The sequence below is a fragment of the Exiguobacterium sp. 8H genome (assembly GCF_902506255.1).
Lineage (GTDB): Bacteria > Bacillota > Bacilli > Exiguobacteriales > Exiguobacteriaceae > Exiguobacterium > Exiguobacterium profundum.
In genome coordinates, this window is the sequence record NZ_LR733429.1 from 1180136 (window position 1) to 1197098 (window position 16963).

Sequence of the window (16963 nt, forward strand, 5' to 3'; positions counted from 1 at the left end):
ACTTTATGAATCCAGATGACATTTAACACATTCAAAAAGGGGTGGCGAACAGCCATCCCTTTTAATTGATTCGTTCGTACGCCTCATCCATCAGCTCACGTAATACATGAAATCCTTCAGTTCGCGCAGAGTCATTCTCTTCCCCATAGATTGTCAAAATCGTCTGGGCGATTGCATACCAATGCATTCGATTATGGAGCTCACTCGAGACACGTACCCCGTAATGAGAGAACCAGCGCTCCCACTCCACTTCATCTATATAGCTATATACAACCATCGCCAAATCGAACGCGCGGTCTGCAATGATCGCATCATCCCAATCCGTCAAGTAGAGTAGGCCGCTCTCATCCTCAATCCAATTATTATGGTTTAAATCAGAATGACAGACGACGAATTCTTGCTCGTCGACTTTTGGCAAATGGTGTTTTAGCCATTGAATGGCTTCTCCGATGATTGGGTCTGTTTCATCTTGTTCATATGCCTCACACTGACGGAGCAACAAGTGCGGCGTCACCGGTGTGTGGTTAAGCTGTTGCAACATGAATAATAGCTCTTTCGAGTTATGAATCTTTCCGAGTTGCGCCGCGACATCAGGTCGTTTCATATCTTCTGGTGAAAGTTCGCGGCCTTCGATAAATTGTTGGGCGCTTAACACGTCCCCATTAAACATTCGCTTTGTCCAAAGAAGCTTTGGTACGATTCCTTCCGCTGACAAGATCGCCAAAAACGGAGAAGAATTTCGTTTGACAAAAATCTTCTGTTGGCGCGTCGTCGCTACATACGCTTCGCCCGTAATGCCTCCGGCTGAAGCGACTGTCCACTCTTTCCCGAGCGCACCGACTATATCTGAATACATATTCATCACGCTCAAATCTTACTTGAATTAAAGAGATACAATCAACATCTTAACACGCGAGAATCGTCATTGACAACGACTCGACTTGAATGTGTGTTGGGTTTCGTGCGAGCGGAACGAGACTCGCCGTTTCTCCTTGAACGTATACGTTCCATTTCGCATCGCTCTCGAATGAAAGCGAGTCGAACGTACCGTTCACATAGACGCGTACCCGTTGCCACGCATCATAAGAATGACTGGCCGTCAATTCATAGATAATGACGCCAGGAGGAGATGGGAGAAACGTGAAATGGTCAATGACTTCTTGTCTGGAATCATACCGGAAACATGTATGGAGTCGCCGTAACTTCAAGAGTGTCTTCACATACTCGATGTCTTTGATTCGTGTGTCACGAAGATCCCAATCAAAATGATTGATGTGATCGGGTGAATTATAGCTATTTTCGACACCCTGTTTCGTCCGCCCAAACTCTTGACCGGCATGGATGAACGGGATGCCTTGGGATGTGATGACGACCGCATTAGCAAGACGTTGCATGGCAAGACGAGTCGTTTCATCGACTCCTTCACAAGACAACATTAATTTGTCATAGATCGTATAGTTGTCATGGGCTTCGGCATAATTGATGGAATAAGTCGGACTCGGGAAACGACCGACCGTTACGTTCGGAATATGGACGGCTCCAGTAAGACATTCTCGAAGTTCCCACTCTCGCCACTCATTCCCGGAGATGAATCCACGTTCCCTGTCATTAAACGTCGACCCCTTCAACGCATCCCGAATCATATCGTTGAAGTGTCCGATTCGAGGCATGCGTGCAGCATTTTGTGACGTCGCCTTCAATGACTGTCCAAGCGGTGTCGCTAAGTCCCACCCTTCTCCATAGACGAGAATTGAGGGATCAACCTTATCGAGCGCGGCCCGTACTTGATTCATCGTTTCGACATCATGAATCCCCATTAAATCGAAGCGGAACCCATCCACTTGATAGGTTGTTGCGAAATACGTCACGAAGTCGACAATCATACGTCGCATCATATAGCGTTCTGACGCCGTGTCATTCCCGACACCGGTTCCGTTCGCTATCGTCCCGTCGTGCTCGTATCGAAAATAATAGTATGGTACGAGCGCTTCGAGTGGGGATTGTTCTCGAATATAAATATGATTCATCACGACGTCTGTAACGACTCGAAGACCCGCTTGATGCAAGTCAGAGACGAGTGTCGCATATTCGAACACACGACTCATCGGCACATCCGGTCTTGAGGCATAACTTCCTTCAAGTCCGAACCAATGAATCGGGTCATAGCCCCAGTTGTACGGCATACGCGTTGTCTCATCGACACTTCCAAAATCATGGACAGGAAGCAACTGGACATGGGTCACGCCAAGTTCTTTTAAATAGTCGAGTCCGGCACTATTGCCTTCTTTCGTCCGAACTCCTTTTTCAGATACCCCACCGTATAGTCCTTTCAATTGACTCATCGATGAGGGATGGCTTGTAAAATCCCGGATGTGAAGTTCATAGATGACGGCATCCGTTGCCTTCCATAAAGGGGGGCGCGCGGCTCGTTCGACCTGTTTATTGACAAATCGTGAGACATCTTGTAGTACGCCATACTCACCGTTCAAACTGACGGCTCGCGCATAAGGATCGACGACTTGCCTCGTATCGACCGGTGTTTTCACTTCTAAGCGATAAAACATACCTTGGAACGCTTGTGGTATTTCACCACTCCATTCCCCGCGTGCGCCGCGGTTCATGTGAAATCGCTCAATTTCTCTGTGATTCGTATCATCATGCACTGTAATCCACATGGATAAAGCAACCGGAGACCATACCGTCACTTCCATTCCGTGCGGCGTAAACGATACGCCGAGTGGACCATCATATGAGAAACGACGTTCGAATTCCTCTGATCGGACGATTTCTCGTGGTACGACAACCGTCGTCTTATGACCCGGATGGCAGACGGTGTACAACGTTTCTAAAGAGATTGGTTCGTTTAAACGAAGGATTTGTTCGATCTTCCCGGATTCCGTCACAAACTGTTGCTCGACGAGATAGTCGACCGGGCGTCCATTCTGTTCGATTTGTACTGGAACGGATTCATATTCGCGCACAATCTCAAGTTGTATGGTCTCAAATGATACGAAAGACGCGCTCTCGATGGTCACATGTGAGGCGGTCTTTTGATCTGGTGTGTGATGCATATGCGTCCCTTCCTCTCAATCACTGATCCATGAATTGACGAAACGGCAACTTGGCAGTCACTTCTAATATGGTAGCAACGTCACGAATCTGCTGTGCTTTTACAATCGGTGCACGACCGTTCACTTGTTTCATCCATTCCGTATATTCATTACGACCGATATATTGGGTCGATCGAACACTTGGAACGTTATCAAAATATCCATTTGTCGCAATGACGACTTTTTGTAGCACGCCCGCATAATGCGGTAGAACTTGACGAATCAGTTCCTCTGTCCGTGTCAATGCAATCAGCGGGTTCACTACACGGGTATTTTCCCCTTTCAGCGGTTGATGAACCCATGTCTTCTCTTTCGATATGTGATAGATGCTTCGATCGCCTTCAAGCCATTCTACGATATAAAGGTGCGTCGGTCCGACGATGACATGACTCAATTCAACCATCGCACCATTCCATTCGATGACCGGTCGATACAAGAAAAAGTGTCGTTCGTTCCAATCGGTGCGCATCACACGATAAGCGAAGTCACGAATAAACGCCAGATGCGGTAAATCTGTCTCAAGCACCCCTTCACAAGCGAATTGAAGCTTTTGGATATGCCGGCGCTCTCGTAACAACTTTTGATATTGTGATTCAGAGAGCGGCTTCGGCTCCAATTCGATTCGTTCCGTCTTCGCCCAAAACTTCCACCACGGTCGGTCAATTTCGAGCACTTCGACCGGGTTTAAGCGATTGTTTTCATGAAGGCGCTGTAGACGTGCCGTATCGGACTCCACATATTCCAAATAACGATTATATTGATCTAATACATCACGTTCATATTTTGAGATTACGTCAAAAATTTTAACCGGGATTGCCATATATCCTCCTCTGGCCGTCTTAGCGGAAATACGTCTACTGCTCGATAGGCAGGTGTATGAGTCGGCTGTACTTCATATAAAATTAATTCTTCTACTGATTCCGTCGCGTGAAATTCAGGGGGGACGTACGGGACACGCTCCCCTTCGCCCCATTTTTTAGCGAGCGTCACGTGAGGGACAAACGACTTCCGGTCCAATCTTGGAATCACATCAACTAGTTCATGGCGGAGGGTATGCGCCAACCGTTGAAGGGGTTCGGAGTCATCCGGAACGATGGTCAAAACGCGGGGCCGATCTGGTCGCCCAAAATGGTCGATAGCTCGAAACTCCAACGTGAATGGTAATGTTTTCTCGCAAATTCTACGCGTGATTTCTTTTACTTCGTCTAATTCATCCCCATCCACGCTTCCTAAAAATTGCACTGTCATATGGAACTCTTCCGGTCGATAGATTCTTCGATACGAATAATAAGGTAAGATGGTTTGCTGTACGTCAACCAATTCAGTCGCTTCAATGGGAATCGCAATAAAGTAATGCGTACTCATCTCATTCATCCTTTCAGGGTGCGACGTGACATTCCGATCCAAATCAACGCTCCTAGTGCCGTGACGATGGTATACATCCAAAACACGCCTAAAATATCGTCAAGTTCAATGATTTTACCACTCAGCATATTAAATCCAGCTGTCGCAAGCCCGGACGTCAATGCCATATATACCCCGATGGCCGTCGAGGAAACTTGCCGATCGACGAGCGTCCGAACGAATTGAAGTGCGACGGGAATCAAAAGTCCAACGACGAGACCTTGTGCAATCGCAAGGAGCCACACAACCCAAATCGGTGGTTCTAACGCAAGTACCCCGTTCCGAACTGCCGAAATGATAGCCGCCCCGACAAGAACGCTGACGTTTCCATAGCGTTCAACCAATTGGGACGCCACTTTCATAAACGGGATTTCAAATAACACTGCCACGAGGAATAGCGTTCCGACCAACGTCGTCGAGCCACCGCTGTTCGTCACGTAAAGACCGAAATAATAGTTATTCGCGTAAATCGGGCCGAAGACGAGCATCCCACCACATAAAAAGAACACAAAGTGTTTGTTCCAAACAGCCGTCCATGAGAGCGGCGCCAACGTCACATCGCGAATCGAACTTTTCTCTGGAATCATTCGAACAAATACGCTGCCAAGGATGAGTAAAATAGCACTCAACACGAATGTACTAGCTAGTCCCCACGTGCTATCAGAGATTCGTCCCATTGCAAAGACGGCAATGGCAAATCCCGCTGATCCAAAGAGTCGAATTGCACCGTAATCAACTTTCGACCGCGTCGTATAGTCGAGTGTCATCATGTCCACAAGCGGGATGTGAGCACATTGGAAAACGGACCAAATCACCATAAGTATGACAATCCAAATGTAAGAGGTCGCCACTAAAAACGTGAGAGAAATGAGTGCGGCGCTCAGCATCGCCAAAATCAACCAGGCACGGACTCTCCCCGTCCGGTCGGTCAACATCCCCCACAATGGTTGCACGCCGATGGATAGAATCGGTAAGATGGCCACCACAATCCCGACTTGGCTAGGTGTCAACCCAAACTTAGTTTGTGAAAAGTATAAGGTCATATAAGGGATCAATGCCCCTTGCGCGAAGAATATCGCGACGTATACAGACTGAAACAATCTTTTTTGCGAATCCAATGATAACTTCCTTCCTAAAGGACAGAGAGCCGACTATACCAGCCAGCTCTCCTTGTTTCTTATTTAGCGAGCTCGTAAATGGCCTCAGCATAGATTGCCGCGGCACGTAATAAATCTTCTATCTCCATATACTCATCGACCTGATGCGCCACATCTTTAGCACCTGGGAACAATGCGCCAAATGCGACACCTGCCTCGAGCGAACGTGCATATGTTCCGCCTCCGATGGCCATCAAGTTTGCATGTTCTCCCGTTTGACGCTCGTACACGCCTGCTAGTGTCTTCACGAGTGGGTGATCTTCTGCCACATGATGAGGCGGCATATGTTGACGGGTCTTCAACTCGAACCCAAATGACAAAGCGATTTCACGTAGGTTTTGTAACCGTTCTTCGAATTTGGCCGTATACGGATAGCGAATGTTGACCGTCGCCGTACGCTCTTCTTCATTGTATCGGAAGACGCCGCCATTAATCGTCAAGTCGCCCGTCTCATCGCTCGCTTCAATCCCAAGCGAAATCCCACGAGAATCGGCGAATACGTGACGAACGAATTCAACATAGCGCTCGCCTTGAATATCAAGTGGAAGATGTAACAAGAATCCAGCGAGGACGTAAGCCGCGTTGACTCCGTTATCCGGTTCCATCGCGTGCGCCGCTTTTCCTTTCATCGTAAACGTATATGTGCCACGGTCGTATTCACACGTTCCGTCCGCTTCATATTTTTCGAGATAAGCCTCGAACTTCTCCTCGAGTACCTCATCCGTCTTCAATTCGGCTTTCGCGAAGTCCGGCACCATATTCGGACGCTCCCCACTCGTGAATGACACGAGATGGTAGGCAGAACCTGGTACACGTTGAATCGGTAATTGAGTCAACACACCATCATACAACCCTTTTTCAGCATTGATGATCGGGAAATCCGCATCTGGCGCAAATCCATACGTCGGCATTTGTTCTTGTTTGAAATACTCGCGGACACAGCGCCATTCGCTCTCTTCATCGCAACCTGCAATCAAACGGACCCGCTTTGAAAGTGGTAGCCCGAGCTCTTTGACAATTCGTAGCCCGTAGTATGCAGCCATAGATGGCCCTTTATCATCGTTACTTCCGCGTGCCACAATTTTCCCATCAGTCGTGATGGTCGGGTTGAACGCGCCATACGTCCATCCCTCCCCTGCTGGGACGACGTCAAGGTGACATAGGATGCCGACGATTTCCTCCCCGTCTCCATATTCCAAATGTCCCGCGTATCCTCCGACGTCTTTTGTTTTAAATCCATCTCGCTCACCGATTTCAAACATGTAGTCAAGCGCTTGACGAACCTCCGGACCAAACGGCATGTTCGGTGCAGCTTTCGATTCATCGAGTACGCTAGGGATTTGAAGTAACCCTTTCAAATCTTCTAAAAATGCGTCTTTACGATTGTCGACTTCCTGTCTCCAATTCATGTTCATCTCCCCTTTTGCGAATGTTCTCTCCCTTACTAGTATATCCAAATGTATGAAAGACGAACATTCATTTAGAAAAGTTTTTTTCGTTCGTGTTTCAGCTTCTTTTCAATGTAAAAATATAATCTTCATTCGATATTTACGTTCATAATCAAATCTTTACAAACAGATTGTTCGTGCTTTCCACTTGCATTTTTGCTCAAGAGCGGTATACTAAAGGTGTAATTTTAGAAAATAACAATTTTATATTTCATTTTGTCGTCTGTAGGTATGGTTTATCATTATTCTACACATTGGGAGGTTATCCAATGAAAGGCTCAACAGATCGGATGTTAACGCGCATCAAGTCCATTTATTTGTTCATCAATGAAAGGGAATCCGTTACCACTTCAGAACTAGTAGAAGAGTTCGGCATCACGTCACGTACCGTGCAACGTGATTTGAACGTACTTGAGTACAATAACCTTGTGGAGAGCCCTAGCCGTGGCACGTGGACTTCATCAAAACGTTCACTCAAGACGGCAAACTGAATTGTATATGTATATTCAAGAGACCTGCATGCTAGGTCTCTTTTTTCATCTCATAAAAAAGAACCTGCCCATCGGACAGATTCTCTCATCTTACTCATGACTGAAGAAACCGTTGAACCTCTTCTTCCGTCAACTCACGATATGCGCCGAGTTCAAGCGATTCATCGAGCTCCAATGCACCGATTTGAACACGCTCCAATCGCTCGACATGTTTGCCGACCGCCGCGACCATTCGTTTCACTTGGTGATATTTCCCCTCGGACAACGTGAGACGAATGACCGACCGACGTCCGCTCCGGCTCAGTATCTCAAGACGAGCCGGCTTTGTCGTATACCCATCCTCTAACTCGACCCCATTCGCGAACGTCTTGATATCCTCTACTGTCATCTCTCCGTCGACTTCGGCGATGTATACTTTGTCGACATGCTTGCGAGGTGACATGAGCGCATGATTGAATGCGCCATCGTTTGTGATGAGGAGCAGTCCCGTCGTATCTTTATCGAGACGACCGACCGGGAAGAGGTCATAATGCGCATACTCGGAATCAATCAAGTCGATGACCGTCGTTTCGACTTGATCTTCCGTCGCGCTGACCACACCTTCCGGCTTGTTCATCATGAAATAGATGTATGGACGATATTCGACCACTTCCCCGAAAACCGTGACTTTCTCTGATGCTGGGTCGACGTGCCGTTTCGCATCTTTTACAGGTGCCTCATCGACTCGCACCGCCCCTTGTTTCAATAGGATTTTCACGTCTTTCCGTGAACCATATCCCATGTTCGCTAACAACTTATCAATCCGCATTACATTTTCCTCCGATATTCAAAGCGTTTCCCTAATAATTTCCCTGCGAGATGGCTTCGCCAGCCGAGGTATCCATAAACGAGAACGCCGATTGTCACTCCCACGATCGTCGCAAAGATGTCGTTCCCCCAACTCGCTTCATCATTCATTGTGACGAGAAGAGAGAGGAAGACGGCTGCGAACATCGCCCCACCCATCAAGAACATCAAGATGGTACGACGAAGCAGTTGCTTATATGGGAAGTGGAGCGTTCGTTGAATCATCCACACCATGAGAATAATGGCCACGATGTATCCAGCGATGGTCGCGTACCCGGCCCCAATTCCGCCGAGCCAATAGACGAGCGGTACGTTCAGTGCAAGTTTCGTCAACAGTCCCATCGATGTGGCAAAGATGGTGAAATACTGGCGATTGATGCCTTGCAAGATTGCAGCCGCGACCGAGTAATACGCCAAGAAGAAGGCACTTGGTGCGTAGTGGAACAAGTATACCCATCCTTCACGGTCACCCGGGAACAAGGTGCCAAACAATGGCTCCGCAAGTGCCACGAGACCAATGACCGCAGGAATCGTCACGAAGAACGAGACTTGGAAAATATGGTTTACTTGATTTCGAACTTTTTGCATGTCCCCTGTCGTGAACGAACGAGTCACAAGCGGAATCGTCGCCATCGATACACTCGCTGCCACAGAGACTGGAATCAACACAATTTTATGGGCGTTTCCGGTCAAAAAGCCATACGCCGACGTCGCTTCAGAAACGCTCGCACCCGAGCTGAGTAACGTATTGACCATCGTCAATTGGTCAATCAATTGATAGAGAGGGGTCGATACCCCGACCATCACGATTGGAATTGAATAGCTAAGCAATTCAAGCAATAACGATTTCATCGAGCGGACCGGTGTGCCCGCTGGATTCTCTGTCTGACGATGAATGTCCTTCCGACGCTTCCAATACATGATGAGCACGGCGAAACTACCGATTGCCCCGATGAACGCACTGAACGTCGCAATCGTGACCGCGATGACTTTCAATCCGTTCAATTCAGTCGTTTCAACGGATTGCGTCCCTCCGAGGGCATTGGCAATCGGTTGAATGAAGTTGGAATCCGCAAAGACGAACAAGACGAGCATCGTTCCACTGAGAAGGAACAGAATGCGTACAATCTGTTCGACGACTTGTGAGATTGCCGTCGGAGCCATATCTTGATGTCCCTGGAAATAACCGCGTACCATACTCATCGCCGGGATGAGCAGTAACGCAAAACTGACGCTTCGTGTCACGAGGGTGAGCGAGTCAATGTATTGCTGATTGTTCTCCGAGTTTCGGACCATCAGTTCGGATAGCCATGGTGCTGCAAAAAAGAGTAATAAAAAAGCGACGACACCGGTCGCAAGCATCAGCTTCATCCCTTGTCGGAACAGTCGTTGACTCGTCCCGTATTCTCCTAGTGCATTATATTTTGCGATAAATTTCGAAACGGCGACGGGGATCCCTGCCGTCGAAATGGAGATCATGATCGCATAATACGTATATGCCGCTTGATATAATGTCACTCCGGCAATCCCGACCATCGCTTGGAACGGGAACGTGTACAATAGTCCTAACATTCGGGAAATCAAGTTTCCCGCTGATAAAAGAAGCGTTCCTTTGACGAAGGAGGCTCTTCCAGAATCTTGTTTGGCGCTTGATGACATGAGGTACCTCCATCTATAAATCAACTATTTCAATGAATTCGGTTTTACAAAACAACCGCTTCTCATTATACTCTTACTGTTACGGATAATAAAGTTACGATAATTTTACTAATCATATAGATGAAGAAATGAGGAGATTACCTATGAAAGATGTCATCGTCATCGGTGGAGGGCCGAGCGGACTCATGGCAACGTATGCTGCGGCAAAAAGTGGCGCATCGACCTTGCTGATTGATAAAGGCTCGAAACTCGGTCGAAAATTAGCCATTTCAGGTGGAGGACGTTGTAACGTCACGAACCGAAAACCAATCGATGAATTGATTCAATTCATCCCCGGGAACGGTCGCTTTTTATACAGCGCCCTCGCCCAGTTCGACAACCAATCCATCATCGACCTTTTCACTGGATTCGGGATTCCGCTAAAAGAGGAAGACAACGGACGAATGTTCCCAGTGACAGATAAAGCACAGGACGTGGTCAACACGTTGCTTCGGGCAATCGAAGACCTCGGCGTCGAGATTCGAAAAAAAGCTGAAGTCAAAACGCTACATTTTAATGAGGAAAACGAGTTTCACGCTGTCGAGTTGATGGACGGTGAGATGCTCGAGGCAAAAGCTTGTGTCGTCGCGGTCGGCGGACAGTCCGTCCCACACACCGGTTCGACCGGAGACGGCTATCCATGGGCACAGAAGGCAGGACACACGATCACCGAACTCTTCCCGACAGAGGTGCCAATCAAATTGAATGACGCGTTCATCGGAACGAAACAACTTCAAGGATTATCGTTACGGGACGTCGCTTTGACGGTGCATGGCAAAAAAGGGAAGGCGATCAAGACGCATCAGGGAGACATGATTTTTACCCATTTCGGGATTTCAGGTCCAATCGCGCTCCGTTGCAGTCAGTACACAATCAAAGAACGGAAGCGCAGCAAAGAGCAAATCGTCCTCTTGTCACTCGACTTCTTCCCAGACACGTCACGAGATGAGCTCGTTCAGGAACTGTGGAACCAAGTACAGAGCCAACCGAAGCGTGCCGTTAAAAACGTATGGAAAGGCTATATCCCCGAGCGACTTCTTGACTTGTTGCTCGAAGAACTCGCATTTGGAGAAGAAGACGCGAGTCAGTTGAAGAAGCAATCCGTCATCGATTTCGCAACACGTTTGAAAATGTTCGAAATGCACGCCGTCGGGACACTCGACTTTGATAAGGCGTTCGTCACAGGTGGCGGCGTTTCGGTTAAAGAAGTTGCACCACAGACGATGATGTCAAAGAAGGCACCAGGTCTCTTCTTTGCCGGTGAAGTGCTCGACATTCATGGATATACAGGCGGTTACAACATCACGGCCGCTTTCACGACAGGACATTGTGCTGGATCGCATGCAGCCGAACTGGCGACAGGGCGGTAAACGGTTCGGTCAAACGCATCGTCTGCGTTCTATCATGATCACTAAACAATTAAAAGGTTTGATCCTGTCTCATTCAGGGTCAAGCCTTTTAACATTCTTTTCAACTTAATTTTCCAATTCCATCACATCTCGATACTTGTATTTTTCTAAAATCTCATGATCTTCTTTGAAGGTCCATTCGGGAATCGACAGTTCTGGGTGCGCCGTCAAATAGTCATGGAGCACATCCTTCCCTAGAATATAGTTACTCCAACGTGACATCTCTTTTTGATGATTACCGACTACAAAATCGGTGAAGGACGTTTCATAATCATTCACTCGACTCGCAATATGTTTCATGGTCGCTTCATCAACGTCTACATACCACGGTGGCGTTACCCCTTTGACAATGCGGTCGGCAAACGCATCCGCTTTCCCTTCGATAATCACTGACTCGAGAATCGAACTCAGGTTATATTCGTTTTGATCACGAAGGATCAGGTGATGGTATTCATGAGCCGTCGAATGGGCTAACACACCTTCGTCAAAATCTGTATCGAGAAACAAGATGAATGCGTCTTTGTATGCTGCTGCGCCTACACCTTTCAACGGTTCACTATCGTAGAAGAATTCAGGATTATACGGTGCAATAAACACTGTGCTCTTCTTTTTGGGGAGAATTTGATTTGAATCTGCATATGTCGATGCAATAATCTCTTTAATCTCGTCATGCTGCTCGATTAATTTATCTAACTGTTTCATCAATTGTTGCTTATGAGGAGTCGGCTTTAGATTAAAATCAGTTTTTAATATAGATGTATCGATTTTTTCTTCCTCTCCGACTTCCCCTATGTAATCCAATACATATTTTTTGAAGTTTTGTTTATTTTCCTCCGCATCAGTTGTTTCAAGGGATGCGTTCAAATATTGTTGGTATTGGATATAGAGTGGGACGATTGTCAATTCATTCTCTTCATTAATTTTTATCGTTTCGATTGAAACGTCAGGCTCTGATTTTTTAGATTCTAAATCTTTTTCATCCTCACTACACGCTGCTAACAGAAGTGCTGAACTCACACATAACATACTAATCAATTTTTTCAGTTGAATGACCTCCATATCAATGATCAATATCCCTCATTCGCTTACTTCTGTTAAATTATACCATTAATTACTCCCATAACCTTTCCAATCCCATCTAATATCAGCATGTCATCACGACCATCATAACAAAAAACGGCTTGAACCCATTCTAGTGAGGGCTCAAGCCGTTTGTGATTATTCTTTCCCTGCGATTTGACGACGCACTTCTTTTTCGAGCTCCGGCTCGGGCGGCATCCATCCTTCAGGTTTCATGACTTTATTGTCCGACTCGCGTAAGATCGGCTTCCCGTCCGGTCCAAGTTTCGCCATATTGGCGCGCTGGACGATTTCAAATAACGGAACGGGATCGAGCCCGAGTTCAACGAAACTGCCCATCACAAAGTATAACGCATCCGTCAATGCATCCCCTTGTCCGACGAGGCGTTCCACTTCATCCGACGGTGGTGCGTCTTGCAACGATTTTTGGACCGCTTTCTGGAATCCTACTTGGAATTGCTCGATGGCTTGTAAAAACTCTTCTTCCGATTGCGATGATTGATGCAAAAACTCGACGACCGCTTCCTCTGCCGTCCACACCGATCGTTTTGTCGCACGATCAAGCGTCAACGGTTGCGGCGATTTCGCTCCTGGATGTCCAAATGTCTCATGGAATTGTTTCACTTCTTCAAAAAAGTAACGCTTGCTCATCTGTCATTCCCCCATGATCAGTCCACAGATACGAAGGCATCTAAATCGAATACTTCCGGGTGGACGATTGCAAAGATTTCATTGTCTTGTAAAAACATACCGGTCGAATCATACACACGAGGCGTCACCATCTGACCGTTGATGGTCCCTTCTTCTGGGTTGACCGTATAGAGAACGAGCTCCTCAGAGTCGAGCACGTAGATGCGCCCTTGCCTCTCTACTAGCCCAACTCCTTCGAACCGTTCGAATTTTTGCTGGATGGAAGCACTCATCCCGTCAGCAGATAACGCTTGTCGTGAATCAAGCATCCATTCGGTCTCGGGCTCTTGTTTCTCTTCTTCCGCTTCTTGTTCGTTTGACTCATTGTCAGGCGCGTCTTCAGTTGCAGCCGTTTCGCTCGAGGCATCGTCATTCGTCGAGACGTTTTCTGTCGTTGAATCTTCCGATGATTCTTCTGTTTCTTGAGTAGTCGTGTCAGCGTCAGTCGACGTTTCTGATGATTTGTCATCGGCCGGAGTCTCCGGTTCGATCTCCCGTTCTTCGACATAAAGGAGCTCAAGGTCCGGGGTATCCGCCAATCGGTTCATCATGAACAGCCGTTTCGTTTCCCGGTCATACCCAAGACCAAAGATTCGGTCTTCCGATACGAGTCCTTTGATTTGTTTACGTGGTCGCTCGACCCAGCGTCCTTCTTCTCGCTCGATTGTAATGAGCGTACCGTTCGCTGTCACCGCATACACAAGATTTTCTTCGACCATGCGCATCCCGATAAAGTCATCGAGGCGCTGTTTCCCAGAATTCTCAAGTTGGAGCACAGAGTTGACGCGCGTCCCGTTTCCGCTCACTTCAAAAAATTCAGCTTGTTCGGTTAAGACCAAATACGCCCCGATCGTGTCACTGTAATACACTTCATCGATTTGACTGATTTGTTCGAGGGCATCGGTCGTATCGATATCTTCATCATCCTGCGCAGCTTCCACGGGTGGAAGTGAGGCCGTTTGATGACTCGTTTGAATATCAATTTTTTCAAATGTCGAGGCGACCTGTCGTTGAATCTCTTCATCTGAAAAGACAAAAACATAACAAAGGATCACACCGACCACGACAGCACATAATGTCGTGTATAGCACATAAGAACGTTTCATGGACATGTCGTCCCCTTCTACTTCAGTATCGCCCTTTAGTGTATCAAAACCGTCCATAAAAGAAAATGACCTCACCAAAAAGAAAAGAATGTGCGACAATGTCACACATTCTTTTTGTTAGCCAACTACAATATTGACGAGTTTTCCAGGAACGACAATGACTTTACGAACCGTCTTGCCTTCTGTGAACTCTTGGACACGCTCGTTCCCGAGTGCTTCCGCCTCAAGTGCTTCTTTTGATGCGTCACGAGAGACGTGCATTTTCGCACGGAGTTTCCCGTTCACCTGGATGACGACTTCAATCGTGTCGCTTACAAGTTTTGACTCATCGTATGTCGGCCAAGCCGCATACGTCAACTCTTCTGTCATGCCCATCTTCTCCCACAACTCTTCAGACAAGTGCGGCGCGACCGGTGAAAGCATCTTGATGAAGTCGACCATTTGCGATTTCGGCAACGTCTCTTGTTTGTTCGCTTCATTGACGAAGACCATCAATTGCGAAATCGCCGTGTTGAAGCGAAGGGCTTCATAGTCCTCCGTAACTTTTTTCACCGTCTGATGATACGTGCGTTCAAAGTCTGCAGTCGGTGCCACGTCTGCGAAGTTCGTCTGATCGAATAAACGCCAAACGCGGTCGAGGAAGCGACGTGCCCCGTCAAGACCATTCGTCGACCATGCGATTGCTGCATCAAGTGGTCCCATGAACATTTCGTAAAGGCGGAGTGTATCGGCTCCGTGCGACTTCACGATATCATCCGGGTTGACGACGTTCCCACGAGATTTCGACATCTTCTCGTTGTTCTCCCCGAGGATCATCCCTTGGTTGTAGAGTTTTTGGAACGGTTCGTTCGTCGGGACGACGCCGATATCGTAAAGAACTTTATGCCAGAAACGTGCGTAGAGCAAGTGAAGGACGGCATGTTCCGTACCTCCGATATACAAGTCGACTGGAAGCCAACGCTTGAGTTTTTCAGGGTCTGCAATCATCTCTTCGTTATCTGGATCGATATAACGAATGTAGTACCAGCAGCTACCTGCCCATTGTGGCATCGTGTTCGTTTCGCGACGACCTTTTTCCCCAGTGACCGGGTCCGTGTACGTCAACCATTCTTCCGCGTTCGCAAGTGGCGATTCGCCTGTACCTGATGGTTTGATTTCATCGATGATCGGAAGTTCGAGCGGAAGCTCTTCGACCGGTACCGTCTTCATCGTACCGTCTTCCATATGGACAACCGGGATCGGCTCACCCCAGTAGCGTTGACGGCTGAACAACCAATCACGAAGGCGGTAAGTCGTCTTCGCACGACCCGTGCCACTCGCTTCAAGCTCTTCAATGATCGTCTTGATGGCATCGGCTTTATTAAGTCCGTTCAAGCTACCTGAGTTGACGTGCTCTCCATCTTCGACGTGAGCCGCTTCCTCCACGTTTCCGCCTTTAACGACTTCACGGATTGGAAGGTCGAACGTTTTCGCGAACTCATAATCGCGCTCATCGTGTGCAGGAACGGCCATGACCGCACCTGTTCCGTATGTCGAGAGGACGTAGTCCGCTGTCCAAATCGGAAGTTTCTCACCGTTCACCGGGTTGATCGCATAAGCGCCCGTGAAGACACCTGTCTTCTCTTTGGCAAGGTCTGTACGCTCGAGGTCCGTCTTCTTCGAGACTTCCTCAATGTATGCTTCGACTGCCGTCGATTGTTCCGGTGTCGTGACCACTTTCGTGAACGGATGCTCTGGTGCGAGTGTTACGTATGTCGCCCCGTGAAGCGTATCTGGACGTGTTGTGAATACCGTGACGATCTTATCGTGACCATCGACTTTAAAGTCGACCTCGGCACCGACCGATTTGCCGATCCAGTTGCGTTGCATCTCTTTCACGCTCTCAGGCCAATCGAGACCTTCCAAGTCTTCGAGCAAACGCTCTGCGTATTCCGTGATACGAAGCACCCACTGCTTCATTGGGACACGGTAGACCGGGTGGTTCCCACGCTCTGACAACCCATCGATGACTTCCTCGTTCGCAAGGACTGTACCGAGAGCCGGGCACCAGTTGACCGCGACTTCATCGACGTATGCAAGACCACGTTCGAAGAGTTGCGTGAAGATCCACTGCGTCCATTTATAGTATTTCGGGTCCGTCGTGCTAATTTCACGGTCCCAATCGTATGAGAATCCGAGTTCTTTCAACTGACGGCGGAACGTCTCGATGTTACGCGCTGTGAATTCACGCGGGTCGTTCCCTGTGTCGAGTGCATATTGCTCGGCAGGAAGACCGAATGCATCCCAGCCAATCGGATGAAGTACGTTATATCCTTGCATCCGTTTCATACGAGCGATGATATCCGTCGCCGTATAACCTTCCGGGTGACCGACGTGAAGACCTGCACCGGATGGGTACGGGAACATATCAAGGACATAGAAACAATCCTTCTCCGGGTCTTCTGTCGTTTTAAATGCTTCTTTCTCTTCCCAACGCTTTTGCCACTTCGGCTCGATTTCTTGATGTTTAAAATAGCTCAACATT

14 protein-coding genes are annotated in these 16963 nt (G+C 47.9%); 2 read left to right on the plus strand and 12 right to left on the minus strand.

Annotated features, from left to right (window positions below; translation table 11 throughout):
- Window positions 1–61 precede the first annotated feature (61 nt).
- Genes GVY43_RS06040 through pepV form a run of 6 tightly spaced genes read right to left on the minus strand, consistent with a single transcriptional unit; the run spans window position 62 to window position 7080 of the window.
- On the minus strand, window positions 62–856 hold the full coding sequence (locus tag GVY43_RS06040) for a phosphotransferase family protein (RefSeq protein ID WP_159563652.1): 795 nt from the start codon (window positions 854–856) through the stop codon (window positions 62–64).
- A gap of 49 nt (window positions 857–905) precedes the next feature.
- Window positions 906–3071 carry a type I pullulanase gene (pulA, locus tag GVY43_RS06045; RefSeq protein WP_074036459.1) on the minus strand — a complete coding sequence of 722 codons (2166 nt, stop codon included), beginning with the start codon at window positions 3069–3071 and terminating at the stop codon, window positions 906–908.
- A gap of 19 nt (window positions 3072–3090) precedes the next feature.
- Window positions 3091–3930 (minus strand): NERD domain-containing protein, encoded by an 840-nt coding sequence (locus GVY43_RS06050; protein ID WP_078147217.1) that lies wholly within the window; start codon window positions 3928–3930, stop codon window positions 3091–3093.
- Window positions 3900–4475, minus strand: coding sequence for an RNA 2',3'-cyclic phosphodiesterase (thpR, locus tag GVY43_RS06055; protein WP_159562557.1), 576 nt, complete (start codon window positions 4473–4475; stop codon window positions 3900–3902). The genes GVY43_RS06050 and thpR overlap by 31 nt, the downstream gene beginning before the upstream one ends.
- A 5-nt stretch (window positions 4476–4480) precedes the next feature.
- Complete coding sequence (locus GVY43_RS06060) at window positions 4481–5632, minus strand: MFS transporter (RefSeq protein ID WP_159562558.1); 1152 nt, start codon at window positions 5630–5632, stop codon at window positions 4481–4483.
- A 59-nt stretch (window positions 5633–5691) separates the two neighbouring features.
- Window positions 5692–7080, minus strand: coding sequence for a dipeptidase PepV (pepV, locus tag GVY43_RS06065; RefSeq protein WP_196430932.1), 1389 nt, complete (start codon window positions 7078–7080; stop codon window positions 5692–5694).
- 308 nt (window positions 7081–7388) lie between these two features.
- On the opposite strand from pepV, the gene GVY43_RS06070 reads away from it, so the two are divergent.
- On the plus strand, window positions 7389–7610 hold the full coding sequence (locus GVY43_RS06070; protein ID WP_012726776.1) for a DeoR family transcriptional regulator: 222 nt from the start codon (window positions 7389–7391) through the stop codon (window positions 7608–7610).
- Window positions 7611–7704: 94 nt separating this feature from the next.
- On the opposite strand, the gene GVY43_RS06075 is transcribed toward GVY43_RS06070, so the two are convergent.
- The gene (locus GVY43_RS06075; RefSeq protein ID WP_159562560.1) at window positions 7705–8418 is read right to left on the minus strand and encodes a pseudouridine synthase; all 714 of its coding nucleotides are present in this window, start codon (window positions 8416–8418) and stop codon (window positions 7705–7707) included.
- The gene (locus GVY43_RS06080; protein WP_159562561.1) at window positions 8418–10115 is read right to left on the minus strand and encodes a polysaccharide biosynthesis protein; all 1698 of its coding nucleotides are present in this window, start codon (window positions 10113–10115) and stop codon (window positions 8418–8420) included. The genes GVY43_RS06075 and GVY43_RS06080 overlap by 1 nt, the downstream gene beginning before the upstream one ends.
- 143 nt (window positions 10116–10258) lie before the next feature.
- Between GVY43_RS06080 and GVY43_RS06085 the strand changes: the two genes are divergently transcribed.
- Complete coding sequence (locus GVY43_RS06085; RefSeq protein ID WP_159562562.1) at window positions 10259–11524, plus strand: NAD(P)/FAD-dependent oxidoreductase; 1266 nt, start codon at window positions 10259–10261, stop codon at window positions 11522–11524.
- Between the two features lie 105 nt (window positions 11525–11629).
- Here the strand turns inward: GVY43_RS06085 and GVY43_RS06090 are convergent, their stop codons facing one another.
- From GVY43_RS06090 to leuS, 4 genes are all read right to left on the minus strand, one after another.
- Window positions 11630–12634 carry a DUF2268 domain-containing protein gene (locus tag GVY43_RS06090; protein ID WP_236548928.1) on the minus strand — a complete coding sequence of 335 codons (1005 nt, stop codon included), beginning with the start codon at window positions 12632–12634 and terminating at the stop codon, window positions 11630–11632.
- 147 nt (window positions 12635–12781) lie between these two features.
- Window positions 12782–13294, minus strand: a complete 513-nt coding sequence (locus tag GVY43_RS06095; RefSeq protein WP_159562563.1) for a hypothetical protein — start codon at window positions 13292–13294, stop codon at window positions 12782–12784.
- Between the two features lie 17 nt (window positions 13295–13311).
- Window positions 13312–14439, minus strand: coding sequence for a hypothetical protein (locus GVY43_RS06100; RefSeq protein ID WP_236548929.1), 1128 nt, complete (start codon window positions 14437–14439; stop codon window positions 13312–13314).
- A 117-nt stretch (window positions 14440–14556) separates the two neighbouring features.
- The gene (gene leuS, locus GVY43_RS06105) at window positions 14557–16962 is read right to left on the minus strand and encodes a leucine--tRNA ligase (protein ID WP_159562565.1); all 2406 of its coding nucleotides are present in this window, start codon (window positions 16960–16962) and stop codon (window positions 14557–14559) included.
- Window position 16963 lies beyond the last annotated feature (1 nt).